22 protein-coding genes and 1 tRNA gene are annotated in these 24,695 nt (G+C 70.8%); 2 read left to right on the top strand and 21 right to left on the bottom strand.

The window, feature by feature from the left end:
• Nucleotides 1–7: 7 nt before the first annotated feature.
• Both FFA01_RS04050 and FFA01_RS04045 read left to right on the top strand, forming a co-directional pair.
• Nucleotides 8–90 (top strand) — tRNA-Leu (locus tag FFA01_RS04050).
• A 241-nt stretch (nt 91–331) separates the two neighbouring features.
• Nucleotides 332–535: a cold-shock protein gene (locus tag FFA01_RS04045; protein WP_056054766.1), complete on the top strand. Its 204-nt coding sequence runs from the start codon at nt 332–334 to the stop codon at nt 533–535.
• 108 nt (nt 536–643) lie between these two features.
• Here FFA01_RS04045 and FFA01_RS04040 read toward each other — a convergent pair whose 3' ends face one another.
• The 21 genes from FFA01_RS04040 to rpoZ form a co-directional block, all read right to left on the bottom strand.
• Complete coding sequence (locus FFA01_RS04040) at nt 644–1,267, bottom strand: hypothetical protein (protein ID WP_146853249.1); 624 nt, start codon at nt 1,265–1,267, stop codon at nt 644–646.
• Nucleotides 1,268–1,349: 82 nt separating this feature from the next.
• Complete coding sequence (gene pyk, locus FFA01_RS04035; RefSeq protein WP_146853247.1) at nt 1,350–2,798, bottom strand: pyruvate kinase; 1,449 nt, start codon at nt 2,796–2,798, stop codon at nt 1,350–1,352.
• A gap of 74 nt (nt 2,799–2,872) precedes the next feature.
• Nucleotides 2,873–4,330: a glutamate synthase subunit beta gene (locus FFA01_RS04030; protein ID WP_146853245.1), complete on the bottom strand. Its 1,458-nt coding sequence runs from the start codon at nt 4,328–4,330 to the stop codon at nt 2,873–2,875.
• The gene (gene gltB / locus FFA01_RS04025) at nt 4,323–8,900 is read right to left on the bottom strand and encodes a glutamate synthase large subunit (protein ID WP_146853243.1); all 4,578 of its coding nucleotides are present in this window, start codon (nt 8,898–8,900) and stop codon (nt 4,323–4,325) included. Before gltB ends, FFA01_RS04030 begins: the two co-directional genes overlap by 8 nt.
• A 273-nt stretch (nt 8,901–9,173) precedes the next feature.
• On the bottom strand, nt 9,174–10,172 hold the full coding sequence (gene lgt / locus FFA01_RS04020; protein ID WP_244289683.1) for a prolipoprotein diacylglyceryl transferase: 999 nt from the start codon (nt 10,170–10,172) through the stop codon (nt 9,174–9,176).
• A gap of 75 nt (nt 10,173–10,247) precedes the next feature.
• Nucleotides 10,248–11,057: a tryptophan synthase subunit alpha gene (gene trpA / locus FFA01_RS04015; RefSeq protein ID WP_146853241.1), complete on the bottom strand. Its 810-nt coding sequence runs from the start codon at nt 11,055–11,057 to the stop codon at nt 10,248–10,250.
• On the bottom strand, nt 11,054–12,262 hold the full coding sequence (trpB, locus tag FFA01_RS04010; protein ID WP_146853239.1) for a tryptophan synthase subunit beta: 1,209 nt from the start codon (nt 12,260–12,262) through the stop codon (nt 11,054–11,056). Before trpB ends, trpA begins: the two co-directional genes overlap by 4 nt.
• Entirely contained in the window at nt 12,262–13,035 is a 774-nt protein-coding gene (gene trpC / locus FFA01_RS04005) for an indole-3-glycerol phosphate synthase TrpC (RefSeq protein WP_146853237.1), read from the bottom strand. The genes trpB and trpC overlap by 1 nt, the downstream gene beginning before the upstream one ends.
• On the bottom strand, nt 13,036–13,290 hold the full coding sequence (locus FFA01_RS04000; protein WP_146853275.1) for a DUF6704 family protein: 255 nt from the start codon (nt 13,288–13,290) through the stop codon (nt 13,036–13,038).
• 40 nt (nt 13,291–13,330) lie between these two features.
• Complete coding sequence (locus FFA01_RS03995) at nt 13,331–13,948, bottom strand: Trp biosynthesis-associated membrane protein (RefSeq protein ID WP_146853235.1); 618 nt, start codon at nt 13,946–13,948, stop codon at nt 13,331–13,333.
• Nucleotides 13,948–15,471 (bottom strand): anthranilate synthase component I, encoded by a 1,524-nt coding sequence (locus tag FFA01_RS03990; RefSeq protein WP_146853233.1) that lies wholly within the window; start codon nt 15,469–15,471, stop codon nt 13,948–13,950. The genes FFA01_RS03995 and FFA01_RS03990 overlap by 1 nt, the downstream gene beginning before the upstream one ends.
• Entirely contained in the window at nt 15,464–15,856 is a 393-nt protein-coding gene (gene hisI, locus FFA01_RS03985) for a phosphoribosyl-AMP cyclohydrolase (protein WP_146853231.1), read from the bottom strand. Before hisI ends, FFA01_RS03990 begins: the two co-directional genes overlap by 8 nt.
• Nucleotides 15,853–16,647 (bottom strand): imidazole glycerol phosphate synthase subunit HisF, encoded by a 795-nt coding sequence (gene hisF, locus FFA01_RS03980; protein WP_146853229.1) that lies wholly within the window; start codon nt 16,645–16,647, stop codon nt 15,853–15,855. The genes hisI and hisF overlap by 4 nt, the downstream gene beginning before the upstream one ends.
• A 1-nt stretch (nt 16,648) precedes the next feature.
• Complete coding sequence (hisG, locus tag FFA01_RS03975) at nt 16,649–17,488, bottom strand: ATP phosphoribosyltransferase (RefSeq protein ID WP_146853227.1); 840 nt, start codon at nt 17,486–17,488, stop codon at nt 16,649–16,651.
• Nucleotides 17,489–17,582: 94 nt separating this feature from the next.
• Nucleotides 17,583–17,846 carry a phosphoribosyl-ATP diphosphatase gene (locus FFA01_RS03970; protein WP_146853225.1) on the bottom strand — a complete coding sequence of 88 codons (264 nt, stop codon included), beginning with the start codon at nt 17,844–17,846 and terminating at the stop codon, nt 17,583–17,585.
• Nucleotides 17,843–18,508, bottom strand: coding sequence for a ribulose-phosphate 3-epimerase (gene rpe, locus FFA01_RS03965; RefSeq protein WP_146853223.1), 666 nt, complete (start codon nt 18,506–18,508; stop codon nt 17,843–17,845). The genes FFA01_RS03970 and rpe overlap by 4 nt, the downstream gene beginning before the upstream one ends.
• A 44-nt stretch (nt 18,509–18,552) precedes the next feature.
• The gene (locus FFA01_RS03960; RefSeq protein ID WP_146853221.1) at nt 18,553–19,914 is read right to left on the bottom strand and encodes an RsmB/NOP family class I SAM-dependent RNA methyltransferase; all 1,362 of its coding nucleotides are present in this window, start codon (nt 19,912–19,914) and stop codon (nt 18,553–18,555) included.
• Nucleotides 19,911–20,882, bottom strand: a complete 972-nt coding sequence (fmt, locus tag FFA01_RS03955; protein WP_146853219.1) for a methionyl-tRNA formyltransferase — start codon at nt 20,880–20,882, stop codon at nt 19,911–19,913. The genes FFA01_RS03960 and fmt overlap by 4 nt, the downstream gene beginning before the upstream one ends.
• 17 nt (nt 20,883–20,899) lie before the next feature.
• Complete coding sequence (locus FFA01_RS03950) at nt 20,900–22,945, bottom strand: primosomal protein N' family DNA-binding protein (RefSeq protein ID WP_146853217.1); 2,046 nt, start codon at nt 22,943–22,945, stop codon at nt 20,900–20,902.
• Between the two features lie 32 nt (nt 22,946–22,977).
• The gene (gene metK / locus FFA01_RS03945) at nt 22,978–24,204 is read right to left on the bottom strand and encodes a methionine adenosyltransferase (RefSeq protein WP_146853273.1); all 1,227 of its coding nucleotides are present in this window, start codon (nt 24,202–24,204) and stop codon (nt 22,978–22,980) included.
• 162 nt (nt 24,205–24,366) lie between these two features.
• Entirely contained in the window at nt 24,367–24,633 is a 267-nt protein-coding gene (gene rpoZ / locus FFA01_RS03940; RefSeq protein WP_146853215.1) for a DNA-directed RNA polymerase subunit omega, read from the bottom strand.
• Between the last annotated feature and the right edge of the window lie 62 nt (nt 24,634–24,695).

Genomic DNA, 24,695 nt, shown 5'->3' with positions numbered 1-24,695 from the left:
GTCATGAGCCGGATTGGCGGAATGGCAGACGCGGGGCACTCAAAATGCTCTGTCCGAGAGGGCGTGTGGGTTCGAATCCCACATCCGGCACCGGGCGGCCACGACGGAAAACGACATCCCGACGACAAAGTCGTGTGCGGAGCCGTGTTGTGCACTACGCTTGCACCACTGGTTGTTGTGTTACGCATTTGTATCTCGCGACGTTCCAGGCGGGAACCCCTCGGGGATCCGGTCCGGTGGCGTCGTTCTCAGAGGGAGCGGACAAAAAGGCACCGCGACGAGCGTTTCCGAAATCGGGAACGACAACTCTGAAAAATAAGGAACAAGAAAAATGGCAACAGGTACCGTTAAGTGGTTCAACTCCGAAAAGGGCTTCGGCTTCATCACCCCCGACGACGGATCCACTGACGTCTTCGCGCACTTCTCCGCGATCGCCGGCGACGGCTACCGCAACCTGGAGGAGAACCAGAAGGTCGAGTTCGAGACCGCTCAGGGCAACAAGGGCCTCCAGGCCGAGAACATCCGCGTCATCTGACTCGGCGGCGCCTTCACGGCGTCGACAATGAGCGGGTTCGCCCGGCATTGACACCAGAAACCCCGAACCACTCCGGTGGCTCGGGGTTTCTGCTGTCCCCGCCCTGCATCAGGGCAGACGGAATCCGAGGAGGCGCGCCACCGGCTCGTAGTCCCGCACGGCGGCTCGGTACTCGGCCTCCACGGAGGCGGGTGCCGGCTCGTCCGCGATGGGCGTCGGGGTGGCGGGCTCCCCCGGGGTCTCGACCCGCGCCTCCTCGGCTCGGCGGTAACGCGTGACGAGGGTCGACCAGAGCACGAGCTCGTCGGCGGTGGCGTCGTCGGGCGCCGCTCGGGCGACGTCCCAGGGGACTTCGACCGCAGGGAACGCGGCTCCGCCGCGGCTGCCGTCGTGGTGTGCGGCCGACGCCGTCGCGGGGACGAAGAGCGATCGGGTACCGGTGGCCAGCACCGCTCCGACGAGGGCTCCCATGGCGAAGAAGAGGACGAGCGAGAGCACGGGACCCACGCCCCAGACGGCACCCGCCACCGTCGCGAGGAAGAGTCCGCCGGTGATGCCGCCGACCAGGAGCCACACGTCGATGCCTCCGGGGACCGTCGTCTCGCGGGACCCGACACGGGATCCCCGCATGCTCTGCCGGGTCTCGACGACGCCGTGACCCGTTCCGCTCGGAACGACGAACAGACGCCTCTCGAAGACGAAGCAACTCGGGTGGGACGGTCCGACCGGCATGTCGACAGGGTACGCCCGGGACGCGCGTCGACGCCGGGCCCCTCGAGAGGGACCCGGCGTCGATGTGCGTGCTGGTGCTCGATCAGACCGGTGAGGCGTAGGCCGGAGCGGCCTCTCCGTGGGCGTCGCCCACTCGGTGCACCCGGAGGTCGTTCGTCGAGCCGGCGATTCCGGGAGGGGAACCGGCGATGACGATCACCTTGTCGCCGACCTCGGCCAGCTGCTTGCCGAGGAGGATGTCGTCGACCTGAGCGAACATGGCGTCGGTGTGCGTGACGTTCTCGACCAGGTGCGACTGCACGCCCCAGCTGAGCGCCATGCGCCGACGGGTCGCCTCGTTCGGCGTGAAGGCGAGGATCGGGATGGAGTGACGCAGGCGCGACATCCGTCGGACGGAGTCGCCCGATTCGGTGAAGACGCAGAGGTACTTCGCCTGCACGAACTCCGCGACGTCGGCGGCGGCCAGGGTGATGGCACCGCCCTGGGTCCGGGGCTTGGTGCCCAGGGGCGGGATGCGCTCGAGGCCGTGCTCTTCGGTCGACTGCACGATGCGGGCCATGGTCTGGACCGTGATGACCGGGTACTCGCCGACGCTGGTCTCGCCGCTGAGCATCACGGCGTCGGTGCCGTCGAGCACGGCGTTGGCGACGTCCGAGGTCTCGGCGCGGGTCGGGATGGGGCTCGAGATCATGGACTCGAGCATCTGCGTGGCGACGATGACGGGCTTGGCCATGCGGCGCGACAGCTCGACGGCGTGCTTCTGGACGATGGGCACGGCCTCGAGAGGGAGCTCGACGCCGAGATCGCCGCGGGCCACCATGATGCCGTCGAAGGCGTCGATGATCGCCTCGAGGTTGTCGACCGCCTGGGGCTTCTCGATCTTGGCGATCACGGGGACCTTGCGGCCCTCCTCCGCCATGATCTCGTGCACACGGGTGACGTCGTCGGCGTCGCGGACGAAGGACAGCGCGATGAGGTCGGCGCCGAGGGCGAGACCCCAACGGAGGTCGGCCTCGTCCTTCTCGGAGAGGGCGGGGACGTTGACCGCCACGCCGGGCAGGTTGATCCCCTTGTTGTTGGAGACCGTGCCGGCCACGACGACCTCGGTCGTGACGACGGTGCCGTCCGACTCGAGGACGCGGAGCTTGACGCGGCCGTCGTCGATCAGCAGCGGGTCGCCGGCGCTGACGTCGGACGGGAGACCCTTGAAGGTCGTCCCGCAGAGGTCCTTCGTGCCGAGGACGTCGTCGATGGTGATCTTGAAGATGTCGCCGACCGCGAGATCGTGCGGTCCGTCGGCGAACTTGCCCAGTCGGATCTTCGGACCCTGGAGGTCGACCAGCACGGCGACCGGTCGGCCGGCGTCGTCCGCGGCCTGGCGGACGTTGCGGTAGACGCCCTCGTGGACGTCGTAGCTCCCGTGGCTGAGGTTCATCCGGGCGACGTCGACACCGGCGTCGATGATCGCTCGGATGTCGTCGTAGCTCGACGTCGCCGGCCCGAGGGTGGCGACGATCTTTGCGCGTCTCATGTGTTCCTAACGTCTGGGGGTGGTGTGGACGACTCAGGCCCGTGAGCCCAGCCTATTCCCGACCGGAGGCACGACTAGACCGAAATGGACCGATCCGTGGGCGAGACCGGGAAGGGCAGGGTCGTCTGACCCTCGAGATAGGCGTCGACCGAGGACGCGGCGGCCCGTCCCTCGGCGATGGCCCAGACGATGAGCGACTGGCCTCGGCCGGCGTCGCCGGTCACGAAGACGCCGGCCTCGCTGGTCTCGTACGTCCGGTCGCGCACCAGCGCACCCCGCTCGTCGAAGGGAAGCCGGAGCTGCTCCTCGAGGGCGTCCCGCTCGGGCCCCGTGAATCCCATCGCGAGCAGGACCAGGTCGGCGGGGATCTCGCGCTCGGTTCCGGCCTTGGGGACGCGACGCCCGTCGAGGTACTCGGTCTCGGCGACCCGGATGGCACGCACCTCGCCGACGTCGTTGCGCAGGAACTCGACGGTCGAGGCCAGGTAGACCCGCTCGCCGCCCTCCTCGTGCGCGCTGGAGACCTCGAACAGCGTCGGGAACATGGGCCAGGGCTGGGTCTCGGGACGCTCCTCCGGAGGCTGCTGGCCGATCGCCAGGTTGGTGACCGAGAGCGCGCCCTGTCGGTGGGCGGTGCCGATGCAGTCGGCTCCGGTGTCACCGCCGCCGAGGACGACCACGTGCTTCCCCTCGGCCGAGATCTGGTCGACGACGGCGTCACCGGCGCCGATCCGGTTCTGCTGGACGAGGTAGTCCATGGCGAAGTGGATCCCGGACAGATCGCGACCCGGGATGGGCAGGTCGCGAGGGACCGTCGCGCCGGTCGCCACGACGACCGCGTCGTAGCGCGCTCGGAGGTCGTCCCAGGCGATGTCGCGGCCGATCTCGACGCCGGCTCGGAAGCGCGTGCCCTCGGCCTGCATCTGAGCGAGACGCAGCTCGATCTGCTTCTTCTCCATCTTGAAGTCGGGGATGCCGTAGCGCAGCAGGCCGCCGATCCGGTCGTCACGCTCGTAGACGGCCACGGTGTGTCCGGCCCGGGTCAGCTGCTGTGCGGCGGCGAGGCCGGCAGGACCCGAACCGACGACCGCGACGGTCTTCCCCGTGAGGCGCTCGGGAGGATGGGGGGTCACCCAGCCGTTCTGGAACGCCTGGTCGATGATCGAGACCTCGACCTGCTTGATGGTCACCGGCGGCTGGTTGATGCCGAGCACGCAGGACGACTCGCAGGGCGCGGGGCAGAGACGCCCCGTGAACTCGGGGAAGTTGTTCGTGGCGTGCAGACGCTCGATCGCCTGGCGGCCCTCGCCGCGCCACATGAGGTCGTTCCACTCGGGGATGAGGTTCCCGAGCGGGCATCCCTGGTGGCAGAACGGGACGCCGCAGTCCATGCAGCGGCCGGCCTGTCGACGCAGCTCGCCGGACTCCTGCTGCTCGTAGACCTCTTTCCAGTCCATGAGTCGCACGGACACGGGACGACGTTTCGGGAGCTCGCGCTTCTGCGTCTTCAGGAATCCCTTGGGATCAGCCACCGGTCACCTCCAGGATTCGCTTCCAGGCTTCGTCGCCATCGGGGTCGAGACCCTCGTCGACGGCCGTCTGCCGGGTGGCGAGGACGGCGGCGTAGTCGCGCGGCAGCACCTTGACGAACTCGGACACCGTGGTGTCGAGGTCGGCGAGAAGGCGTTCCGCGACCGGGGATCCCGTCTCGGCGAGGTGCCGGGACAGGAGGTCGGTGAGGATCTCGACGTCCGCGCTGCCGAGCGGATGGAGCTCGAGCTCCCCCGAGGCCAGCGAGTCCGAGTTGACCCGTTCGGTCTTCAGGCGGTGCACGTACGCGGTCCCGCCGGACATGCCGGCACCGAGGTTGCGACCCGTGTCGCCCAGGATGACGGCCAGGCCGCCGGTCATGTACTCCAGTGCGTGGTCGCCCACGCCCTCGACGACCGCGCTGGCACCCGAGTTCCGGACCAGGAAGCGCTCCCCCACGATGCCGCGGATGAACATGCTGCCCTGGGTCGCGCCGTAGCCGATGACGTTTCCGGCGATGACGTTGTCCTCGGCCGTGAACGTGCTGGACCGATCCGGCCGCACGACGACGTTGCCGCCGGACAGACCCTTGCCGACGTAGTCGTTGCTGTCGCCCTCGAGTCGGAGCGTGATCCCCGCGGGGAGGAACGCGCCGAGCGACTGCCCCGCCGAACCGGTCAGGGTCACGTCGATGCTGCCGTCGGGCAGACCGTGCTCGCCGTGACGGACCGTCACCTCGTGGCCGAGCATGGTGCCGACGGCGCGTTCGGTGTTCCGGATCGGGAGACGGATCTCGATCCGTCCCCCGTTCTCGAGGACGTCCATGCTGCGCTCGATGAGCTGCACGTCGAAGTGCTTGTCCAGCTCGTGCTCCTGCGGGACGCGGTTGCGGCGTGGCTCGTCGTCGTCGAAGTGCGGACCGACGAGGACGGGTGCGAGATCGAGCCCGGACGCCTTCCAGTGGTCGAGAGCGCGGTCGACGTCGAGGACGTCGCTGCGGCCGATGGCCTCGTCGAGGCTCCGGAAGCCGAGCTCGGCGAGGTACTCCCGCACCTCCTGGGCGAGGAACTCGAAGAAGTTGACGACGAACTCGGGCTTGCCCGAGAAGCGGGCGCGGAGCTCGGGGTTCTGCGTGGCCACGCCCACGGGGCACGTGTCGAGGTGGCACACGCGCATCATGATGCAGCCCTCGACGATCAGCGGGGCGGTCGCGAAGCCGAACTCCTCACCACCGAGGAGCGCGGCGATGACCACGTCGCGCCCGGTCTTCATCTGCCCGTCGACCTGCACGACGACGCGGTCGCGCATCCCGTTGAGCATCAGCGTCTGCTGGGTCTCGGCCAGGCCGATCTCCCAGGGCGTCCCGGCGTGCTTCAACGAGTTGAGCGGGCTCGCGCCGGTGCCGCCGTCGTGTCCCGAGACGAGCACGACGTCGGCGAGGGCCTTGGTGACCCCGGCCGCGACGGCGCCGATGCCGGACTGGCTGACCAGCTTGACGTGGACCCGGGCGGTGGGGTTGGCACGCTTGACGTCGAAGATCAGCTGCTTGAGGTCTTCGATCGAGTAGATGTCGTGGTGGGGCGGAGGCGAGATGAGACCGACGCCGGCCGTCGCGTGGCGGGTACGGGCCACCCACGGGTAGACCTTCGTCGGCGGGAGCTGTCCGCCTTCGCCGGGCTTGGCTCCCTGCGCCATCTTGAGCTGGATGTCGGTGGCGTGGGTCAGGTACATGCTCGTGACGCCGAACCGGCCGGACGCCACCTGCTTGACGGCGCTGCGACGCTCGGGGTCGAGGAGACGGTCGACGTCTTCTCCCCCCTCGCCGGTGTTGGACTTCCCGCCGAGACGGTTCATGGCGATCGCCAGGGTCTCGTGGGCCTCCTGGGAGATCGAGCCGTAGCTCATCGCACCGGTCGAGAAGCGCTTGACGATGGACTCGATCGGCTCCACCTCGTCGAGCGGGATCGCGGGGCGGACGCCGTGCTTGAAGGTGAACATGCCCCGCAGGGTCATGAGGTCCTCAGCCTGGTCGTCGACCAGCTTCGTGTACTCGCGGAAGATGTCGTAGCGACGCGTGCGCGTGGCGTGCTGCAGCCGGAACACGGTGTCGGGGTTGAACAGGTGCTTCGGACCCTCGCGGCGCCACTGGTACTCGCCGCCCGTCGCGAGCCGCTCGTGGGCGACCACCGATCCGTCGGCGGGATAGGCGCTGAGGTGGCGCTCCTTGTTCTCGGCCGCGATGACGTCGATGCCGACCCCGCCGAGCATGGACGATGTCCCGGTGAAGTAGGTGTCGACGAACTCCTGGCTCAGTCCGACGGCCTCGAAGGCCTGCGCCGCGGCGTAGCTCGACACGGTCGAGATGCCCATCTTGGACATGATCTTCAGCACGCCCTTGCCGAGGGCCTTGATCAGGTTGTGGACGGCGTCCTCCGGGGACAGCCCGGTGATCATGCCCGACCGGACGAGGTTCTCGCTCGTCTCCATGGCGAGGTAGGGGTTCACCGCCGACGCGCCGTAGCCGATCAGCGTCGCCACGTGGTGGACCTCCCGGACGTCCCCGGCCTCGACGATCAGTCCGACCTTCATGCGGTTCTCGGTGCGGATCAGGTGGTGGTGCACCGCCGCGATCATGAGGAGGGACGGCACGGGCGCGAAGTCCTGGTTCGAGTCGCGGTCCGACAGGACGATGAATCTGGCGCCGGCCTCGATGGCGTCGTCGACCTCGTTGCACATGGCGGCGATGCGCTTCTCGAGGGCGCGGGGCCCCTTGTCCGCGCGGTAGAGGCCGCGGATCGTCGAGGTCGCCCGTGAGCCCGGGCTCGGGTCGATGTGCTGGATCTTCGCGAGCTCGTCGTTGTCGATCACCGGGAAGTCGAGGATCACCTGCCGCGCATGCTCGGGCGTCGCCGCGAGCAGGTTGCGCTCCGGGCCGAGCCCGAGCTTGAGCGAGGTGACGACCTGCTCGCGGATCGAGTCGAGCGGCGGGTTGGTGACCTGGGCGAACTGCTGCGTGAAGTAGTCGAAGAGGAGGCGCGGGCGCTCGGACAGGACGGCGATCGGCGTGTCGCTCCCCATGGCCCCGAGGGGCTCCGCACCGGTCTTCGCCATGGGCGTCAGCAGGATGCGGACCTCTTCTTCGGTGTAGCCGAAGGTCCGTTGACGGCGGGTGACCGAGGCGGGCGTGTGGACGATGTGCTCGCGTTCGGGCAGGTCGGCCAGGTGGATGCGGCCCTCGGCCAGCCATTCCCCGAAGGGGGCCGATGCGGCGAGGTCGCGCTTGATCTCGTCGTCCTCGATCAGACGGCCCGCCTCGGTGTCGACGAGGAACATCTTGCCCGGACGGAGACGGCCCTTGCGCACGACCTTGGCCGGGTCGATGTCGAGGACGCCGATCTCGCTCGCGAGGACGACGAGACCATCGTCGGTCACGAGGTAGCGACCGGGGCGGAGCCCGTTGCGGTCGAGGGTGGCGCCGACGAGCGATCCGTCGGTGAACGTGATGGCGGCCGGACCGTCCCACGCCTCCATGAGCATCGAGTGGTACTCGTAGAAGTCCCGCAGGGTCGGGTCGATGTCGACCTGGTTCTCCCACGCCTCGGGGACCATCATCATGATGGCGTGCGGGAGCGAGCGACCGGTCAGGCTCAGCAGCTCGACGACCTCGTCGAACGAGGCCGAGTCGCTGGCCCCCGGACTGACGATCGGCAGGATGGGCTTGAGGTCGCCGATCAGCTCCGATTCGAGCTGCGACTGACGCGCACGCATCCAGTTCCGGTTGCCGCGCACCGTGTTGATCTCGCCGTTGTGGGCGATCATGCGGAACGGCTGGGCGAGCGGCCAGGACGGGAACGTGTTGGTCGAGTACCGCGAGTGCACGATGGCGAGCTTCGAGGCGAAGCGCTCGTCGCTCAGGTCGGGGTAGAAGGGCTCGAGCTGCAGCGTCGTGACCATGCCCTTGTAGACCATGGTGCGGCTGCTCAACGAGGTGAAGTACGCCGACAGCTTGCGCTCGGCGCGCTTCCGCAGGCGGAACGCCCGACGGTCGAGCTCGACCCCGGACAGGAGGTCGCCGTTCGCATCGCGGTGTCGACTCGCCACGAAGATCTGCTCGAACGCCGGCATCGCGTTGCGGGCGAGGGTTCCGAGCTCGTCCGGACGGACGGGGACCTCGCGCCATCCGAGCACGTCGAGCTGCTCGAGGTCGGCGATGCGCTCGATGCCCGTCTTGAGCTCGCTGCGCTCCTGGTCGTCGAGCGGCAGGTAGGCGATCCCGACGGCGTACTGGCCCTCGGCGGGCAGGTCGAAGTCGACGACGTCGCGCAGGAACGCGTCGGGGATCTGGCAGAGGATGCCCGCGCCGTCGCCGGTGCCGGCGTCCGAGCCGATGGCTCCGCGGTGCTCCAGGTTGCGGAGCGCGCCGAGCGCGGCGTCGATGATGTCGTGCCCCGCGGTGCCGCGGAGGGTCGCGACCATGGCGAGGCCGCACGCGTCCTTCTCGTTGCGGGGGTCGAAGAGACCGACCGCGGAAGGGACCGTGCTGAACTGCTGGTGGGCTGGCGTGGGGGCCATGGAATCCGTCCTCACGAAGAGATCCTGTAGGAGTCGGGACGTCGTCGGCCCGTGTCACTGGACGTCACCGCGGAGGTGCGGTGCGCGTCGGTCGCCGTCCGGACCGTGGTTCGGTCGTCCGGGGGGTACGGCTCAGCGGAGTTGCCCTGACAGCTTGTGGCGGTCGTGAGGTGGTTCTCGGTGCGGAGGCTGCTCCGGCTGGAGGGGCGGCGTGACTCGATCGAGTCGTGCTGCTCCTGGCCATCTGGCGGTGCGCTCGTCGAGCGCGATGCTCTACGAGCGTGGCGTGGTGTCGGTGTTGTCGTCCGATGCGCCGACGGCGACCAACTCGGGTTCGTCGTCGTCCGCCTCCGTGCGTCGCGAGTCTACCTCAGAGTCTCGCTCGATCGGCGACCGGCCGGGTGCGTACGCGCTCGGGACGCCGCCGGGGTGGCGACGGGTCGCGAGGACGTAGATGACGACCCCCAGGACGATCGCGGCGAAGGACATCCACACGTTGGTGCGGATTCCGAAGAAGAGCAGGCTCGGGTCGGTGCGGATGGACTCGAACCAGGCCCGGCCGATCCCGTACCAGACGAGGTAGAACGAGAGGGCCTTGCCCCACTGGAGGGTCGTCCGCCGCTCGATGAGCAGGAGGATGGCAACGCCGGCCAGCATCCAGATGATCTCGTAGAGGAACGTCGGGTGGAACAGGGTGCCCTCGGGCAGGCCCGTGGGATAGGCCGGGTTGCTCGAATCGATCTCGAGCCCCCAGGGCAGATCGGTGGGCATGCCGAAGAGCTCGTTGTTGAACCAGTTGCCGAGACGGCCGCAGGCCTGAGCGACGAGGAGGCCCGGTGCCAGTGCGTCGGCGAAGACCCAGAACCGCAGACCGGAGTAGCGGCAGCCCAGCCAGACGCCGACGGCGCCGAAGAGGAGCGCGCCGTAGATCGCCAGGCCGCCCTCCCAGACCGCGAAGGCGCGCCACCACTCCTGACCGGCGAAGTAGTCGCCCGGGTGGGTGATGACGTGGAAGAAGCGCCCGCCGATGATGCCGAGAGGGACGGCGAAGAGCATGACGTCGATCACGACGCCGTTCTCGGCGCCACGGCGTCGGAGACGCTGATTGGTGATGACACCCGCGATGATGATGCCGGCGAGGATGCAGAGCGCGTACGCGTGGATGCGGAGCGAGCCCGGCAGCGACGCGCCGAAGGTCTCGTTGATCCACGCCGTGACGTCGAAGTACTGCCAGTCGGCTGACGGGCTCGGGATGCTCAGGGGAACGAACACGGGCGGGATCGCCTTTCAAGGGGAACAACGGGGTGCCGGCGGACCGACGCGGAACGACTCTAGCGCGAGCGGGCGTCAGCGAGAGACGGCGGCGCCCGAGGAGAGATCGGCGGCGACCGTGGCCAGCGCGTCGACGCCTCCGTCGGCGAGGGCGCGCACGAATGCGGAGCCGATGATGGCCCCGTCGGCGTACGCGAGCACCTCGCGGACCTGCTGGGCCGTCGAGATGCCGAGTCCGACGCAGGCGTTCTCGACGCCGACCGCGCGGAGCCGCTCGACCAGCGTGTGCGCCGCGGAGTCGACGTCCGTGCGGGTTCCGGTGATGCCCATCGTCGAGACCGTGTACACGAACCCGCGGCTCGCCTCGACGGCCTGTCGCAGGCGAGCGTCGCTCGAGGAGGGAGCGGCCAGGAAGACGCGATCGAGATCGGCGGCCTCGGCCGCCGCGATCCACGAGGAGCCCTCGTCGGGGATGAGGTCGGGCGTGATGAGGCCCGCTCCCCCGGCGGCGGCGAGATCGTCGGCGAATCGCTGGACCCCGTACTGCACGACCGGGTTCCAGTAGGTCATGACGACGACGGGAGCCGAGACGCGGGAGGTGATGGCGCGGACGGCGGTGAAGACGTCGCGGATCTTGAACCCCTCGGCCAGCGCCTTCTGGGTGGCGGCCTGGATGACGGGGCCGTCCATGACGGGGTCCGAGTAGGGCATGCCCAGCTCGATGACGTCGATGCCGTTCTCGGCGAGGGTGACGGCGGCCTCGATGCTCGTCTCGAGATCGGGGAAGCCCACCGGCAGGTAACCGATGACGGCGCCGGTTCCGGCGTCGCGCCGGGCCTGGATGGCCGAGGCGACCTTGCTGTGGGGCGTGCGCGGTCCGGTCACAGCTGCTGCGCCTCCTCGTCGAGGACGCCGAAGTAGCGGCTCGCGGTCGCAACGTCCTTGTCGCCACGGCCGCTGAGCGACACCAGGATCGTCCAGTCCGGGTGGGCGAGGCCGAGCTTGATCGCCCCGGCCAGCGCGTGCGCCGATTCGATGGCGGGCAGGATGCCCTCGGTCCGGGTGAGGAGCCGGAACGCCGACATCGCCTCGGCGTCGGTCACGGGCTCGTAGTGCGCCCTGCCCGACTCGGCGAGCCAGGCGTGCTCGGGGCCCACGCTCGGGTAGTCGAGGCCGGCCGAGATGGAGTGGCTCTCGAGCGTCTGACCGTCTTCGTCCTGCATGAGGTACGACCGGGTGCCCTGGAGGTTCCCGATGCGACCGAGCGTGATCGAGGCGGCGTGACGGCCGGTCTCGACGCCGTCGCCCCCGGCCTCGTAGCCGTAGAGGCCGACGGACTCGTCGTCGAGGAAGGCGTGGAAGATGCCCATGGCGTTCGAGCCGCCGCCGACGCAGGCGACGACGGCGTCGGGAAGAGCGCCGGTGAGGTCGAGGACCTGCTGCCGCGCCTCCTCGCCGATGATCTTGTGGAAGTCGCGCACCATGGCGGGGAACGGATGCGGCCCCGCCACCGTGCCCAGGACGTAGTGCGTCGTGTCGACGCTGGCGACCCAGTCGCGCATGGCGTCGTTGATGGCGTCCTTGAGGGTGCGGGAGCCCGTCGTGACGGCGACAACCTCGGCACCGAGGAGGCGCATCCGGGCGACGTTGAGCGCCTGACGTTCGGTGTCGACCTGTCCCATGTAGACGACGCACTCCATGCCGAACAGCGCGGCGGCCGTCGCGGTGGCCACACCGTGCTGACCGGCGCCCGTCTCGGCGATCAGGCGGGTCTTCCCGAGCTTGCGGGCGAGGAGGGCCTGACCGAGCACGTTGTTGATCTTGTGCGAGCCCGTGTGGTTGAGGTCCTCGCGCTTGAGGATGACGCGGGCTCCGCCGGCGTGAGCCGCGAAGCGGGGCACCTCGGTGATGAGCGAGGGACGCCCCGTGTAGGTGGCGTGCAGAGCCGCCAGCTCCGCCTGGAACTCGGGGTCGACCGCCGCGGCCTTGTAGGCGGCGTCGAGCTCGTCGAGGGCCGCCACTAACGACTCGGGGACGAAGCGGCCTCCGAAGTCGCCGAAGTACGGCCCCTTCTCGTCGCGCAGTGCCATCAGACCTCCAGGAAACTCGTGAGTGCGTCGATCGGGTCGCCGTGCGTGACGAGGGCCTCGCCCACGAGCACGACGTCGGCGCCGGAACGGCGGTAGTGGGCGACGTCCGCGGGCGAGGACACGGCCGACTCGGCCACGCGGACGACCCCGGACGGGATGGCGTCGGCCAGTCGTCCGAAGAGGTCGCGGTCGAGCTCGAACGTCGACAGATCGCGTGCGTTGACGCCGAGGACCTCGGCACCGGCGTCGAGACCGCGGCGGACCTCGTCGGCGGAGTGGGCCTCGATCAGGGCGGTCATCCCGAGGGACCGGACGAGCTCGTGGAGCTCGACCAGCCGGGCCTGGGGCAGACCCGCCACGATCAGCAGGACGAGGTCGGCGCCGGCGGCACGGGCCTCGAAGACCTGATACGGATCGGCGATGAAGTCCTTGCGGAGCACGGGCACGTCGACCACGTCGCGGACCGCCTCGAGGTCGGCCAGGGTGCCCTTGAACCTGCGTCCCTCGGTGAGCACGCTGATCGCGCTCGCACCACCCGTCGCGTAGGAGACGGCCAGCGACGCCGGGTCGGCGATCACGGAGAGATCGCCGCGGGAGGGGCTGGCGCGCTTCACCTCGGCGATGATCTTGACCCGGTCGGCGGGTCGGAGCGCCGAGAGGGCGTCCAGGGCCGGGGAACGATCGAGAGCGGCGGCCTCGACGTGACCGAAGGGTCGCATCTCACGCCGCGCATCGGCATCGGCGAGGGCGCCGGCGTAGAGGTCGTCGAGCACCTAGTTGTGCGCTTTCGGGACGTAGCGGTGTCCGCCGACGCCGTACCCGGCGCGCTTGAGGACCAGACCGACCACGAGACCGACCACGACGAGACCCGCGGAGGCCCAGACGATCCACGGGATGGCGAGGAAGAAGGCGACCGTTCCGATGGAGAACGCGACCAGCATGATGATCACGGCCGTCCATGCGGCGGGCGAGTTGCCGTGACCGAGGTCTTCGGCGGCCTCTGCTGTGGTGTCGGGCGTCGTCTGGATGCTCACGGTGCTCCTTGGATCGAGATGGGACGAGGAGAGTCTACCGGCTGGGGCCCGGGCCGTCGGGACCCTCCTCGGTCGGGTCGTCGCCGCCGGAGAGGGTGTCCCACGCGGCCGCCGGATCGGCGGCGGGGTCGGCGGCGGCCAGTCGGGTCGCGGAGTACTTCCTGGTCGCCTGCGGCCAGAGACCGGAGAACACGACGACGGCGATCCCGAGGAGCCCGGCCGCGACGCCGACCACGAGGGCGACCCAGGGCCAGGCGGTCGCGGTCACCGAGTCGACGAGGTCGGCGAGGGAGTCGGCTCCCGCGACGCCCGTGGCGCTCGTGATGGGCGTGCCGGACGCCGCGACCGGGTCGGCGAGTGCCGTGCCGGCGGAGAGGGCGATGCTGAGACCGAGGAACGTCTGGAGGACTCCCAGCACGATGCGGAAGATCCGGCCGGCGATGGTCAGAGCGGCGAAGAGCGCCAGGCTCGCCAGGGACAACGCCGAAAGCGCGCCTCCTGCGACGTCTCCTGCGGCGGTCACCGTCGTGGTGCCTCCCTGCGGGAGCCGGATGACCAGCTCGAACCACGGCTGGGTCCAGGCGAGCAGGACGAGACCGGCGAGCAGGATGCCGCTCAGGATGGTCGAGAGCTTGATCCGTCGGGCGGCCATCAGGTCAGCCTGCCCATGGCGTTGGCGACGGCGACGGCACGCAGGGGGGCCGCGGCCTTGTTGCGCGCCTCCTGGTTCTCGGCGTCGGGATCGCTGTCGGCGACGAGACCCGCCCCCGCCTGCACCCGAGCCGTGTCGCCCTGGAGCAGCACCGTGCGGATCGCGATGGCGACGTCGGCGGAGCCGGCGAAGTCGAAGTACCCGACCACGCCGCCGTAGACGCCCCGTTGCGCCGGTTCGAGCTCGTCGATGATCTCGAGAGCCCGGGGCTTCGGCGCTCCGGAGAGGGTGCCGGCGGGGAACGTCGCCCGGAAGGCGTCGATGGCGTTGCGCCCGGGGGCGAGATCCCCCTCGACGCTGGAGACGAGGTGCATGATGTGGCTGAAGCGCTCCACCTGCATGAACTCGGTCACCTCGACGGTGCCCGGCGTGCAGATCTTGAGGAGGTCGTTCCGGGCCAGATCGACGAGCATCAGGTGCTCCGCGCGCTCCTTCTGGTCGGAGGCGAGCTGGTCGGCGAAGGCCTGGTCGTCCTCCGGGTTCTCGCCCCGCGGCTTGGAGCCCGCGATCGGGTGCGTGTAGGCGCGCCGACCGTCGACCTTGACCAGCGCCTCCGGAGAGGAGCCCACGATGGAGTAGGGGCGGCCGTCGACGTCGTCGAGGCTGACCAGGTACATGTACGGGCTGGGATTGAGCGTCCGCAGCACGCGGTAGACGTCGAGCGGATCGGCGGTCAGCTCGTGGTCGAACCGCTGCGAGACGACCACCTGGAAGACGTCGCCGTCGCGGATGAACTGCTTCGAGCGTTCGATGGACGCCGCGTACTCGGCGTCGGTCGTCCGGCGGGTCGGCTGCGGGGCGATCGTGAGGTCGACGTCCGACAGGTGGGCCTCGCTCGGGCGGGCGAGCCGACTCTGCAGACCGTCGAGTCGCGACTGGGCGTCCGCCCACAGCGAGTCGGCGTCGTCCGTCTCGTCGTTCAGGACGGTCGCGATCAGCAGGACGGCGCCGGTGCGGTGGTCGATCGCGACGAGCTCGCTGACGAAGCTCAGAGCCTGCGTGGGCACGTCGAATTCGGCGGGGGGCGCGTCGGGGAGCGATTCCAGCTCGCGGACCGCCTCCCAGCCGATGAAGCCGACGAGGCCGCCGGTGAGAGGAGGCACGTCTCGGAGGCGAGGGGTGGCCCAGCGCTCGAAGAGCGCGGAGAGCACCTCGAGAGGACGGCCGTCGGCGTCTCCGAGAGCCCGGTCGCGGCTCATGCCGTAGTCGATCCACTCGACCTCCCGGCCCCTCGTCGTGAGGACGCCGAACGACGACACCCCGACGAACGACCACCGCGACCAGATGCCGCCCTGCTCCGCGGACTCGAGCAGGAACGTGCCCGGGCGCCCGGCGGCGAGCTTGCGGTAGATGCCGACCGGGGTCTCGCCGTCGGCGAAGAGGTCGCGGACGACCGGGACGACGCGGTGGCCCTCGAGAGCCGCCTCGAACTCCGCCCGGGAGGTCGTGGCCCGGTCAGACATCCCGGCCCCCGTCGGTGGACGACGCGGTCACGGGTGACAGCGGCCCCACCTCGAAGCAGGAGTGCGCTCCGGTGTGGCAGGCCGCACCGATCTGCTCGACCGTCACGAGCAGGACGTCGTCGTCGCAGTCGAGCGCCGCGTGCCGGACGAACTGGGCGTGACCGGAGGTGTCGCCCTTGCGCCAGTACTCGCTCCGGGAACGGGACCAGAAGGTCACCCGGCCCTCCGTGAGGGTCCGACGGAGCGCCTCCGCGTCCATCCAGCCCATCATGAGGACGTCCTTGGAGCCCTCCTCCTGGATGATGGCGGGCAGCAGACCCGACGCGTCGAACCGGGCTCGCGCCACGACGGGCTCGACGGTCTCGCGGGTCAAGGGGGCGGTCATGAGTGCTCCTGAGGACGTCGGACGAGGATGCCCGACGAGGCGAGTTCGCGCTTGACGTCGTCGACGGTCAGCTGGCCGGTGTGGAAGACGGAGGCGGCCAGGACGGCGTCCGCGCCCGCCTCGATGGCCGGGGCGAAGTGCTCGACCGCACCCGCGCCTCCTGAGGCGACGACCGGGACCGAGCTCGCGGCCCGCATCAGGCGCACCAGCTCGAGGTCGAAGCCCTGACGGGTCCCGTCGGCGTCGATCGAGTTGACCAGCAGTTCGCCGGCACCGCGCTCGACGGCCTCGCGAGCCCACACGAGGGCGTCGAGGGTCGTCTCGGTGCGACCGCCGTGGGTCGTCACGACGAAGCCCGACGCCGTCGCCGACGAGCGCTTGACGTCGAGCGAGAGCACGACGGCCTGGGCGCCGAACCGATCGGCGATCTCGCCGATCAGGGCCGGACGGGCGATGGCTGCGCTGTTGATGCCGATCTTGTCGGCACCGGCCGCCTGCAGACGCGCCACGTCGTCGGTCGACCGGACGCCGCCGCCCACCGTGAGCGGGATGAAGACCTGTTCGGCCGTCGCTCGCACCACGTCGTAGGTGGTCGAGCGTTCGTCGACCGTGGCCGTGACGTCGAGGAAGGTGATCTCGTCCGCGCCCTGCTCGTAGTACGTGCGGGCGAGTTCGACCGGGTCGCCGGCGTCGCGGAGGTCGAGGAAGTTGACGCCCTTGACGACCCGACCCGCGGCCACGTCGAGGCACGGGATGACCCGGACGGCCAGCGTGGAGTCGACGGTCGTCATGTCAGAGCCTCGCGGCGTGGATGGGGCTGACCAGGATCGCCCTGGCCCCCAGGTCGTAGAGGGCGTCCATCACCTGGTTGGTGTCGCCGCGCGGGACCATGACCCGGACGGCGGCCCAGTCGCGGTCGTGCAGGGGGGAGACCGTCGGCGACTCCATGCCGCCGGCGATGCTCGTCGCCGCCTCGAGCTTGTCGACGGGGACGTCGTAGTCCATCAGGACGTACTGACGAGCGACGAGGACGCCCTGGAGGCGGCGGTGCAGCACCGAGAGGCCCTCGACCCGGGCGTCGGACGAGATCAGCACCGCGGTCGACTCGAGGATCACCGGCCCGAAGATCTCGAGGCCGGCGGCGCGGAGCGTCCCGCCCGTCGAGACCACGTCGGCGACGGCGTCGGCCACCCCGAGCTGGACGGCGCTCTCGACCGCCCCGTCCAGGGAGACCAGCGTGGCGGTCACCCCGTGGCTCTCGAGGAAGGTGCCGACCAGACCTGCGTAGCTCGTGGCCACGCGGGTGCCCTGGAGTTCGCGCACGTCGCTGAACCGACCGGGAGGGCCCGCGAAGCGGAAGGTCGAGCCGCCGAAGTCGAGTGGGGCTACCTCGTGGGCCGGAGAGTGCGAGTCGAGCAGCAGGTCGCGCCCCGTGATGCCGACGTCGAGGGCGCCGGAGCCCACGTAGGTCGCGATGTCGCGAGGCCGGAGGTAGAAGAACTCGACGCCGTTGCGCCTGTCTTCGACGTGGAGCGTCCGGGCGTCGCGGCGGCCGGTGTAGCCGGCCTCGGTGAGCATGGCGGTCGCGGTCTCGCTGAGGGATCCCTTGTTGGGCACTGCTACGCGGAGCATGGTCTGTCTCTGTCCGATCTGAGAGGCCGTCTGCCGGCCCGGTGTCGTCGGTGCCGCTGGTCGGCGGGCGCCCGGTGGAGGTGAGGGGACGGGTTCAGAGATGTCGGTAGACGTCGGAGGGCGACAGACCCTTGGCCACCATGAGCACCTGCAGGTGGTAGATGAGCTGGGAGATCTCCTCGGCGGTGGCGGTGTCGCCCTCGTACTCGGCGGCCATCCACACCTCGGCGGCCTCCTCCACGATCTTCTTGCCGATCTGGTGCACGCCCGCGTCGAGCTCGGCCACGGTGCCCGAGCCCTCGGGGCGGTCGCGCGCCTTGTCGCTGAGCTCGGCGAACAGTTCGTCGAAGGTTTTCACGAGGACAAGGCTACCGTCGCCGCGGCGGCGCGGAGTGCCGCGATGCGCTCGGAGGGCTCGCCGCCGTAGACCGCCGACCCGGCCACCACGGTGTCGGCGCCGTTCGCGACGGCGGTCACGATGGTCTGGACGTCGATGCCGCCGTCGACCTCGAGCCAGACGTCGAGCCCGGAGCGGTCCACGGCCTCGCGGGCGCGGGCGAGCTTCGGCATCGTGTCGGCCATGAAGGACTGGCCGCCGAACCCCGGCTCGACGGTCATGACGAGGATCATGTCGAACTCGTCGAGGGTGCGGAGGTAGGGCTCGAGATCGGTGCCGGGCTTGACCGCGACGGAGGCGCGCGCGCCCGTGCTGCGGACGGCCCGCGCGGTCGCCACGGGATCGGCCGCCGCCTCGCCGGAGAAGGTGACGGAGAAGGCGCCGAGCTCGGCGTAGCGGGGCGCCCAGCGATCGGCGTCGTCGATCATGAGGTGCACGTCGAGCGGGAGCGGGCTCACCTGCTGGATGCGCTCGACCACCGGGAGACCGAGGGTCAGGTTCGGCACGAAATGGCCGTCCATGACGTCGACGTGGACGAGATCGGCGTCGCCGATGCGGTGCAGGTCGCGTTCGAGGTTCGCGAAGTCGGCGGAGAGGATGCTGGGGCTGATGCGGACGGGCACCCGTCGATCTTACCGGCGACCGGGTCCGCGCCCGCCGCGAGCCGTCAGGCCCGCTTCTCGACGAGGGCCACGAACATCGCGTCGGTGCCGTGGCGGTGCGGCCAGAGCTGGACGTAGGGCGCCGACGCGAGATCGACCGGAGCGACCGCGATCCCGTCGGCGACGGCGGTGGCGTCGACGAGCGCCAGGTCGTCGCGGCCGCGCAGGCCGGTCTCGACGATCGCCCTGGTCTCGGCCACATGCGGCGAGCAGGTGACGTAGGCGAGGACTCCCCCGGGGGCGAGAGCGTCGATCGCGCTCGCGAAGAGGCGGGCCTGGAGCGCGGTGAGCTCCCCGACGTCGCGAGGCTGCTTGCGCCAGCGGGCCTCGGGACGACGCCGGAGCGCTCCCAGCCCCGTGCACGGGGCGTCGAGCAGGATCCGATCGAATGCGCCCGGCGTCTCGTCGCCGAAACGGGTGGCGTCGCCCTCGACGACCTCGACCCCGCCCGGCACCGAGGCCAGGGCCTGGCGGACGAGGCCCGCGCGCGCGGGGACGAGCTCGTTGGCCAGGAGCCGGGCACCCGCCCGAGCGGCCTCGGCCCCGAGCAGGGCCGCCTTGCCGCCGGGGCCCGCGCACATGTCGAGCCAGCGCTCGCCCGCCGTCGCCGGGCGGTGACGGCTCAGCAGGAGGGCGGCGAACTGGGAGCCCTCGTCCTGCACGCGGGCACGCCCGTCGCGCACGGCGGGCTGGTTCGCGGGGTCTCCCCCCGAGCTCGTGGCCGCCAGAGGTGAGAGCCGGCCGCTCGGAGAGCCCAGCTCGGCGACCTCGGCGAGGCCGGGGAGGGCGACCAGGCTGACGCTCGGTGCCTCGTTGTCCGCCGCGAGCAGGTCGAGGAGCTCGTCCGCTCGCCCCTCTGCCGCGAGGGCCTGGCGGAAGGCCCGGACGACCCAGGCGGGATGCGACCACTCGGCCGAGAGGCGGTCGTCGTCGCCGTCGGACCCGGCGAGGACGCGGTCGAGCCACTCGGGCGCCGTCGACCGCGACACCGTCCGCAGCACGCCGTTCACGAATCCGGTGCCCGAGCGGCTGCCGACCTCGCGGGCCAGCTCGACGGACTCGTCGACCGCCGCGTGGGCCGCCACGCGGGTGGAGAGCAGCTGGTGGACCCCGAGTCGCAGGACGTCGAGCAGGGCGGGATCGATCTTCGTCACCGGTCGACGGGCGGCGAGGGCGATGACCCGGTCGTAGTAGCCCCGGAGGCGCAGCGTCCCGTAGGTGAGCTCGGTCGCGAGGCCCGCGTCGGCGGCGTCGAGCCCCGCTCGGGAGATGCGCGCCGGGAGGAGGAGGTTCGAGTAGGCGTCGTCGGCCTCGACGGCGCGGAGCACGTCGAGGGCCACGCGACGGGCGGGCTGGACACGGCTCATGCGGGATCTCCCTCGGAGATGACGGCGGGGTCGACGGGAGACGACGGCAGGAGGCGCGGTGCGCCTCCTGGAGGAAGCCCGCGGAACCAGTCGGTCGCCGCCATCGGCTTCTTGCCCGGCGGCTGGACGCGGACGAGCTCGAGCGGCGCCGACGCGGTGCCGACGAGGAGACGGCGACCGGACGAGGCGACCCGACCGGGCTCGAGCGTCGCGTCGGCGTCGTCGGCCGGACGGAGGTGCAGGATCTTGAGCCGGGCGTCGCCGAACGGCGCATGGGCCCCCGGCTCGGGTGTCGTTCCCCGCCAGCGGTCGAGGACGGCCCGGGCCGGCTGCGTCAGATCGAGCGCCCCGTCGTCGATCGTCAGCTTCGGGGCGAGGGTCACGGGGCCGGTCTGCTCGACGCCGACGACGTCGCCGGTGGAGAGGAGGTCGACGGTTCCGGCGAGGAGGTCGGCTCCCGACAGCGCGAGCTCGTCGAGGAGGTCGCCGGCGGTCTCGTCGCCGACCAGGGGACGGTCGACGGTGCCGTAGACCGCTCCGGCGTCGAGCTCGGGGACGAGCTGGAAGACGGCCGCCCCGGTGACCGGATCGCCCGCCATCAGGGCGCGCTGGACGGGCGCGGCGCCGCGCCACCGCGGCAGGAGCGAGAAGTGGAGGTTGATCCAGCCGAGTCGGGGCGTCGACAGGAGGGGTTCGCGGAGCAGGGCGCCGAAGGCGACGATCACGCCCAGGTCGGGGTCGAGGTCGTGGATGCGGGAGGCGACGTCGTCGGTGATGCGTCTCGTCTTGATGACCGTCAGCCCGAGGTCCTCCGCCGCCGTCGCGACGGGCGTCGGGGTGAGGACGCGCTTCCGACCCTGAGGCGTGTCGTCCCGGGTGAGGACCGCGACGATCTCGTGCTCGCTCTCGGCGAGGGCGTGGAGGGACGGGAGGGCGGCGGCGGGGCTGCCGGCGAAGACGAGACGCACGTGGGTTCCTGTGGGGGTCAGTCGGTGAACGGCTCGACGTCGTCGAACCGCACTCTGAGTGTAGGGACGACCCGCCCGCGCTTCTGACCGAGGGCCTTCCGGCGCTCGGTGGCGGCGCGGATGACCTGCGAACGGAGCACGCGGGCGACGTCGGCTCCGTGGGCGAAGTCGAAGCGCACGATCGCTCGCACGCCCGACTCGGGGACCTCGACCGGGCCCAGGGTCTCGAGGCGGACCTCGTCGGGCAGATCGTCGAGGGCGCGCGCCACCGTCTCGACGGTCCCGGTCACCGTGGCGACCCGGACGGCCGGCGGGAAGCGGAGATGGCGCCGGTCGGCCAGCTCGGCGGACGCGAAGCGCGCGAGCTCCCACGTCGCCAGCGCGGAGGCGATGGCGCCTCCGACCCCGACGAGGACGACGGGCGCGCGTCGGGCGGCCAGGGCCGTCGCGTTGGCCCACCAGCGGAGGCAGTCCTCGGCGACGCGGAGGCTCTCTCGGGCGAGCATCCGTTCGCCGTCGAGGAGGAGGACGGCCCGATAGCCGCCGGGGGCGACGGGTTCGGCGCCCCGGGTGGCGACCACGAGGGCGGGCTCGTCGTCGACGTGGGTGACCGGCCGCATCCCGTCGGCCACGATGACCCGCACCCCCGGGAACGCCTTGCCGAGCTCGTCGGCGGTGCGGGCTGCTCCCGTGCCGACGGCCTTCATGGCCGTGCCCTCGCAGGTCTGGCAGCGCCACCCCACGGCGAGTGCCCCGCACCACGAGCACGCCGGCTGAGCCCCCTGCTGACGTTGGACGAGCGGTCCGTTGCAGCGCAGACAGCGGGCCGTGTCGCCGCACTCGGTGCAGGCCAACCGCGGCGAGTAGCCGGGATGAGCGACCTGGATGAGCACCGGACCGTGCTCGACCGCGGCTCTGGCCTCGTTCCAGGCCGTCGACGGGATGCGCGCCTGGGCGGCGAAACCGTCTCGAGCGGCCTGCTGCGACGTGGGGATGACCTTCGGCTGGTAGCGAGGATCGGGCCGCACCTCGGCGAGGAAGCCGATCTCGACGAGGCGCTGGACGTCGGTGCTGCGGGAGTGTCCGAGGAACACCAGCGCGGTCTCCTGCTGCGTCTGTCGGACGAGGGCCGTGTCGCGGGCGTGCACGTACGGAGCGAGGGGCTCGGCGAACGACGGATCGCCGTCGTCGAAGACCACGATGAGGCCGAGCCGACGCGAGGGCGCGAGGAGGACGGAGCGATTGCCGACGAGGACGGCCGGCGCGTCGGCGCGGGCCCGCAGGAGGGCCCGGTAGCGATCGGCGTTGGACTGGCGCGAGTCGAGACGCACGATGGCCTCGTCGGGGACGACCGCGGCCAGCGCACGGAGGACGTGGTCCTCGTCGCGGTAGTCGGGGACCGCCACGATGGCGTTCTCCCCCGCGGCGAGGGCGACGGTGACCAGCTGGGCCGTGGTGACGGCCCAGCGCCCGACCCAGGCGCCGTCCGGCAGCTCGACGAGCAACGGGATCGCGTCCACAGCGGCCCGACCCCGTGCGGGCACGAGACCGCCGAGGGCGTCCGCGCGGTAGCCCGTGACCGGCTGCGCTTCGACGCGAGGCCGCTCCGTCTCGGCGGGGGCGTCGTCTCGAGCGGTCTCACCCGCCGACGTCTCGGACGGAGCAGCGGCCGCGGAACGGGCGAGCCAGGCCTTCTCGACGCGCACCTGCCGAGGAGGGACGGCGAGGCGGAGCACATCGCTGGCCGAGCCTCCGGCGCGATCGGCCACGGCGCGGGCGAGACGCCACACCTCGGGTGCGAGCACGGGGACCTTCGACACGACGTCGTCGACGTCGCTCAGCTCGCCGACGTGGTCGGAGTGCTCGACCACCTCGACGACGAAGCCGTCGGCGATGCGCCCGGCGGAGCGCAACGGCACCCGGACCCGGATGCCGGGTCGGACGAGCGCGACGAGGCGCGGTGGTACCGCGTAGTCGAAGAGGCGGTCGAGCTGGGGCAGCGGCGATTCGACGAGAACGCGGACGACGACCCTCGCCGCTCCGTTCGACTCCGTGATGCTCATCGCGACACCCGACCCCGACAGCGGGACACCGGTCAGAGCCCGGCGGCGGCCCGCAGCGCGTCGACGCGGTCGAGGGCCTCCCACGTGAAGTCGGGCAGATCGCGACCGAAGTGTCCGTAGGTCGACGTCGCGGCGTAGATCGGCCGCAGGAGATCGAGGTCGCGGATGATGGCCGCCGGACGGAGGTCGAAGACCGTGCCGATGGCGTCGATGATCGTCGCGTCGGAGACCCGACCCGTGCCGAAGGTCTCGACGTAGAGGCCGACCGGAGCGGCACGACCGATCGCGTAGGCGACCTGGAGCTCCAGACGGTCGGCCAGTCCCGCCGCCACGGCGTTCTTCGCGACCCAGCGCATCGCGTAGGCGGCCGAGCGGTCGACCTTCGACGGGTCCTTGCCCGAGAACGCGCCGCCGCCGTGGCGGCTCGCTCCCCCGTAGGTGTCGACGATGATCTTGCGCCCGGTCAGACCGGCGTCGCCCTGCGGGCCCCCGATCTCGAAACGACCGGTGGGGTTGATGATGAAGCGGGTGGCGGACGAGTCGAGCCCGGCCTCGTCGAGGACGGGGCGGATCACCTGGGCGATGACGTCGCTCTCGAGCTGGGCGCTCGAGACGCTCGGCGAGTGCTGGGTCGACAGGACGACGGTGTCGACGGTGACGGGGACCACGCCGTCGTAGCCGACGGTGACCTGGGTCTTGCCGTCGGGGCGCAGGTAGTCGAGCTGCCCCGATTTGCGGACGGACGCGAGTCGCTCGGCGAGACGGTGGGCCAGCCACACGGGCAGGGGCATGTACTGCGGGGTCTCGTTCGTGGCGTAGCCGAACATGATCCCCTGGTCGCCGGCACCCTGACGATTGAGGGCGTCGTCGTCGCCGCCCCGAGCCTCGAGCGCGGAGTCGACGCCCTGGGCGATGTCCGGCGACTGCGCGCCGATCGACACCTCGACGCCGCACGTGCGGCCGTCGAAGCTGACCGCCGAGGAGTCGTAGCCGATGCCGACGATGAGATCGCGCACGATCGTCGGGATGTCGACGTAGCCCTTGGTCGTGACCTCGCCGGCGACGTGGACGAGACCGGTCGTCACCATGGTCTCGACCGCGACCCGGCTGGCCGGGTCGACCGCCAGGAGAGCGTCGAGGATGCCGTCGGAGATCTGATCGCAGATCTTGTCGGGGTGCCCCTCGGTGACGGACTCGGAGGTGAACAGCCGGAGGCCGGTCGGAGTCGCGGTGCTCGTGCTGGCGGTGGCGTCGGTCAAGGTCAAGGGGATCCCCTCGTGAGCGGTGGGCGGTGCGACGGGTGCGTCGTGCCGATGGACGTGACGAGGCCCCGCGGGATGTCCTCCCGGGGGCCTCGTCGAGTCTATGACCGGCCACTGACAGTGGGTCGGTCTGTGACATGCCGCCTCGGCGGCGGGCGATCAGTCGGCCGGGGTCGCCAGCGGCTTGACCTCGAGCTTGTCCTCGTTGATCTCGTGCATCGCGACCGACAGCGGCTTGTCGTCGATCGTGCTGTCGACCAGGGGGCCGACGTTGTCGAACAGGCTGCCCTCGTGGAGGTCGGCGTAGTAGTCGTTGATCTGGCGGGCGCGCTTGGAGGCGAAGATGACGAGCGCGTACTTCGACTCGACCTTCGAGAGCAGCTCGTCGATGGGGGGATCGATGATGCCCTGGTTCTTGTCGGCCATGGTTACTCCTCGTTCGTGGGGCTGTGTCTCCGCGCGCCGACCGGGCGTGTGGAGGGGGAAGT

It is taken from the genome of Frigoribacterium faeni (genome assembly GCF_007988805.1).
GTDB lineage: Bacteria > Actinomycetota > Actinomycetes > Actinomycetales > Microbacteriaceae > Frigoribacterium > Frigoribacterium faeni.
Note: the sequence above shows the minus strand (reverse complement) of the source record. Positions and strands in the feature narration are given on the sequence as shown.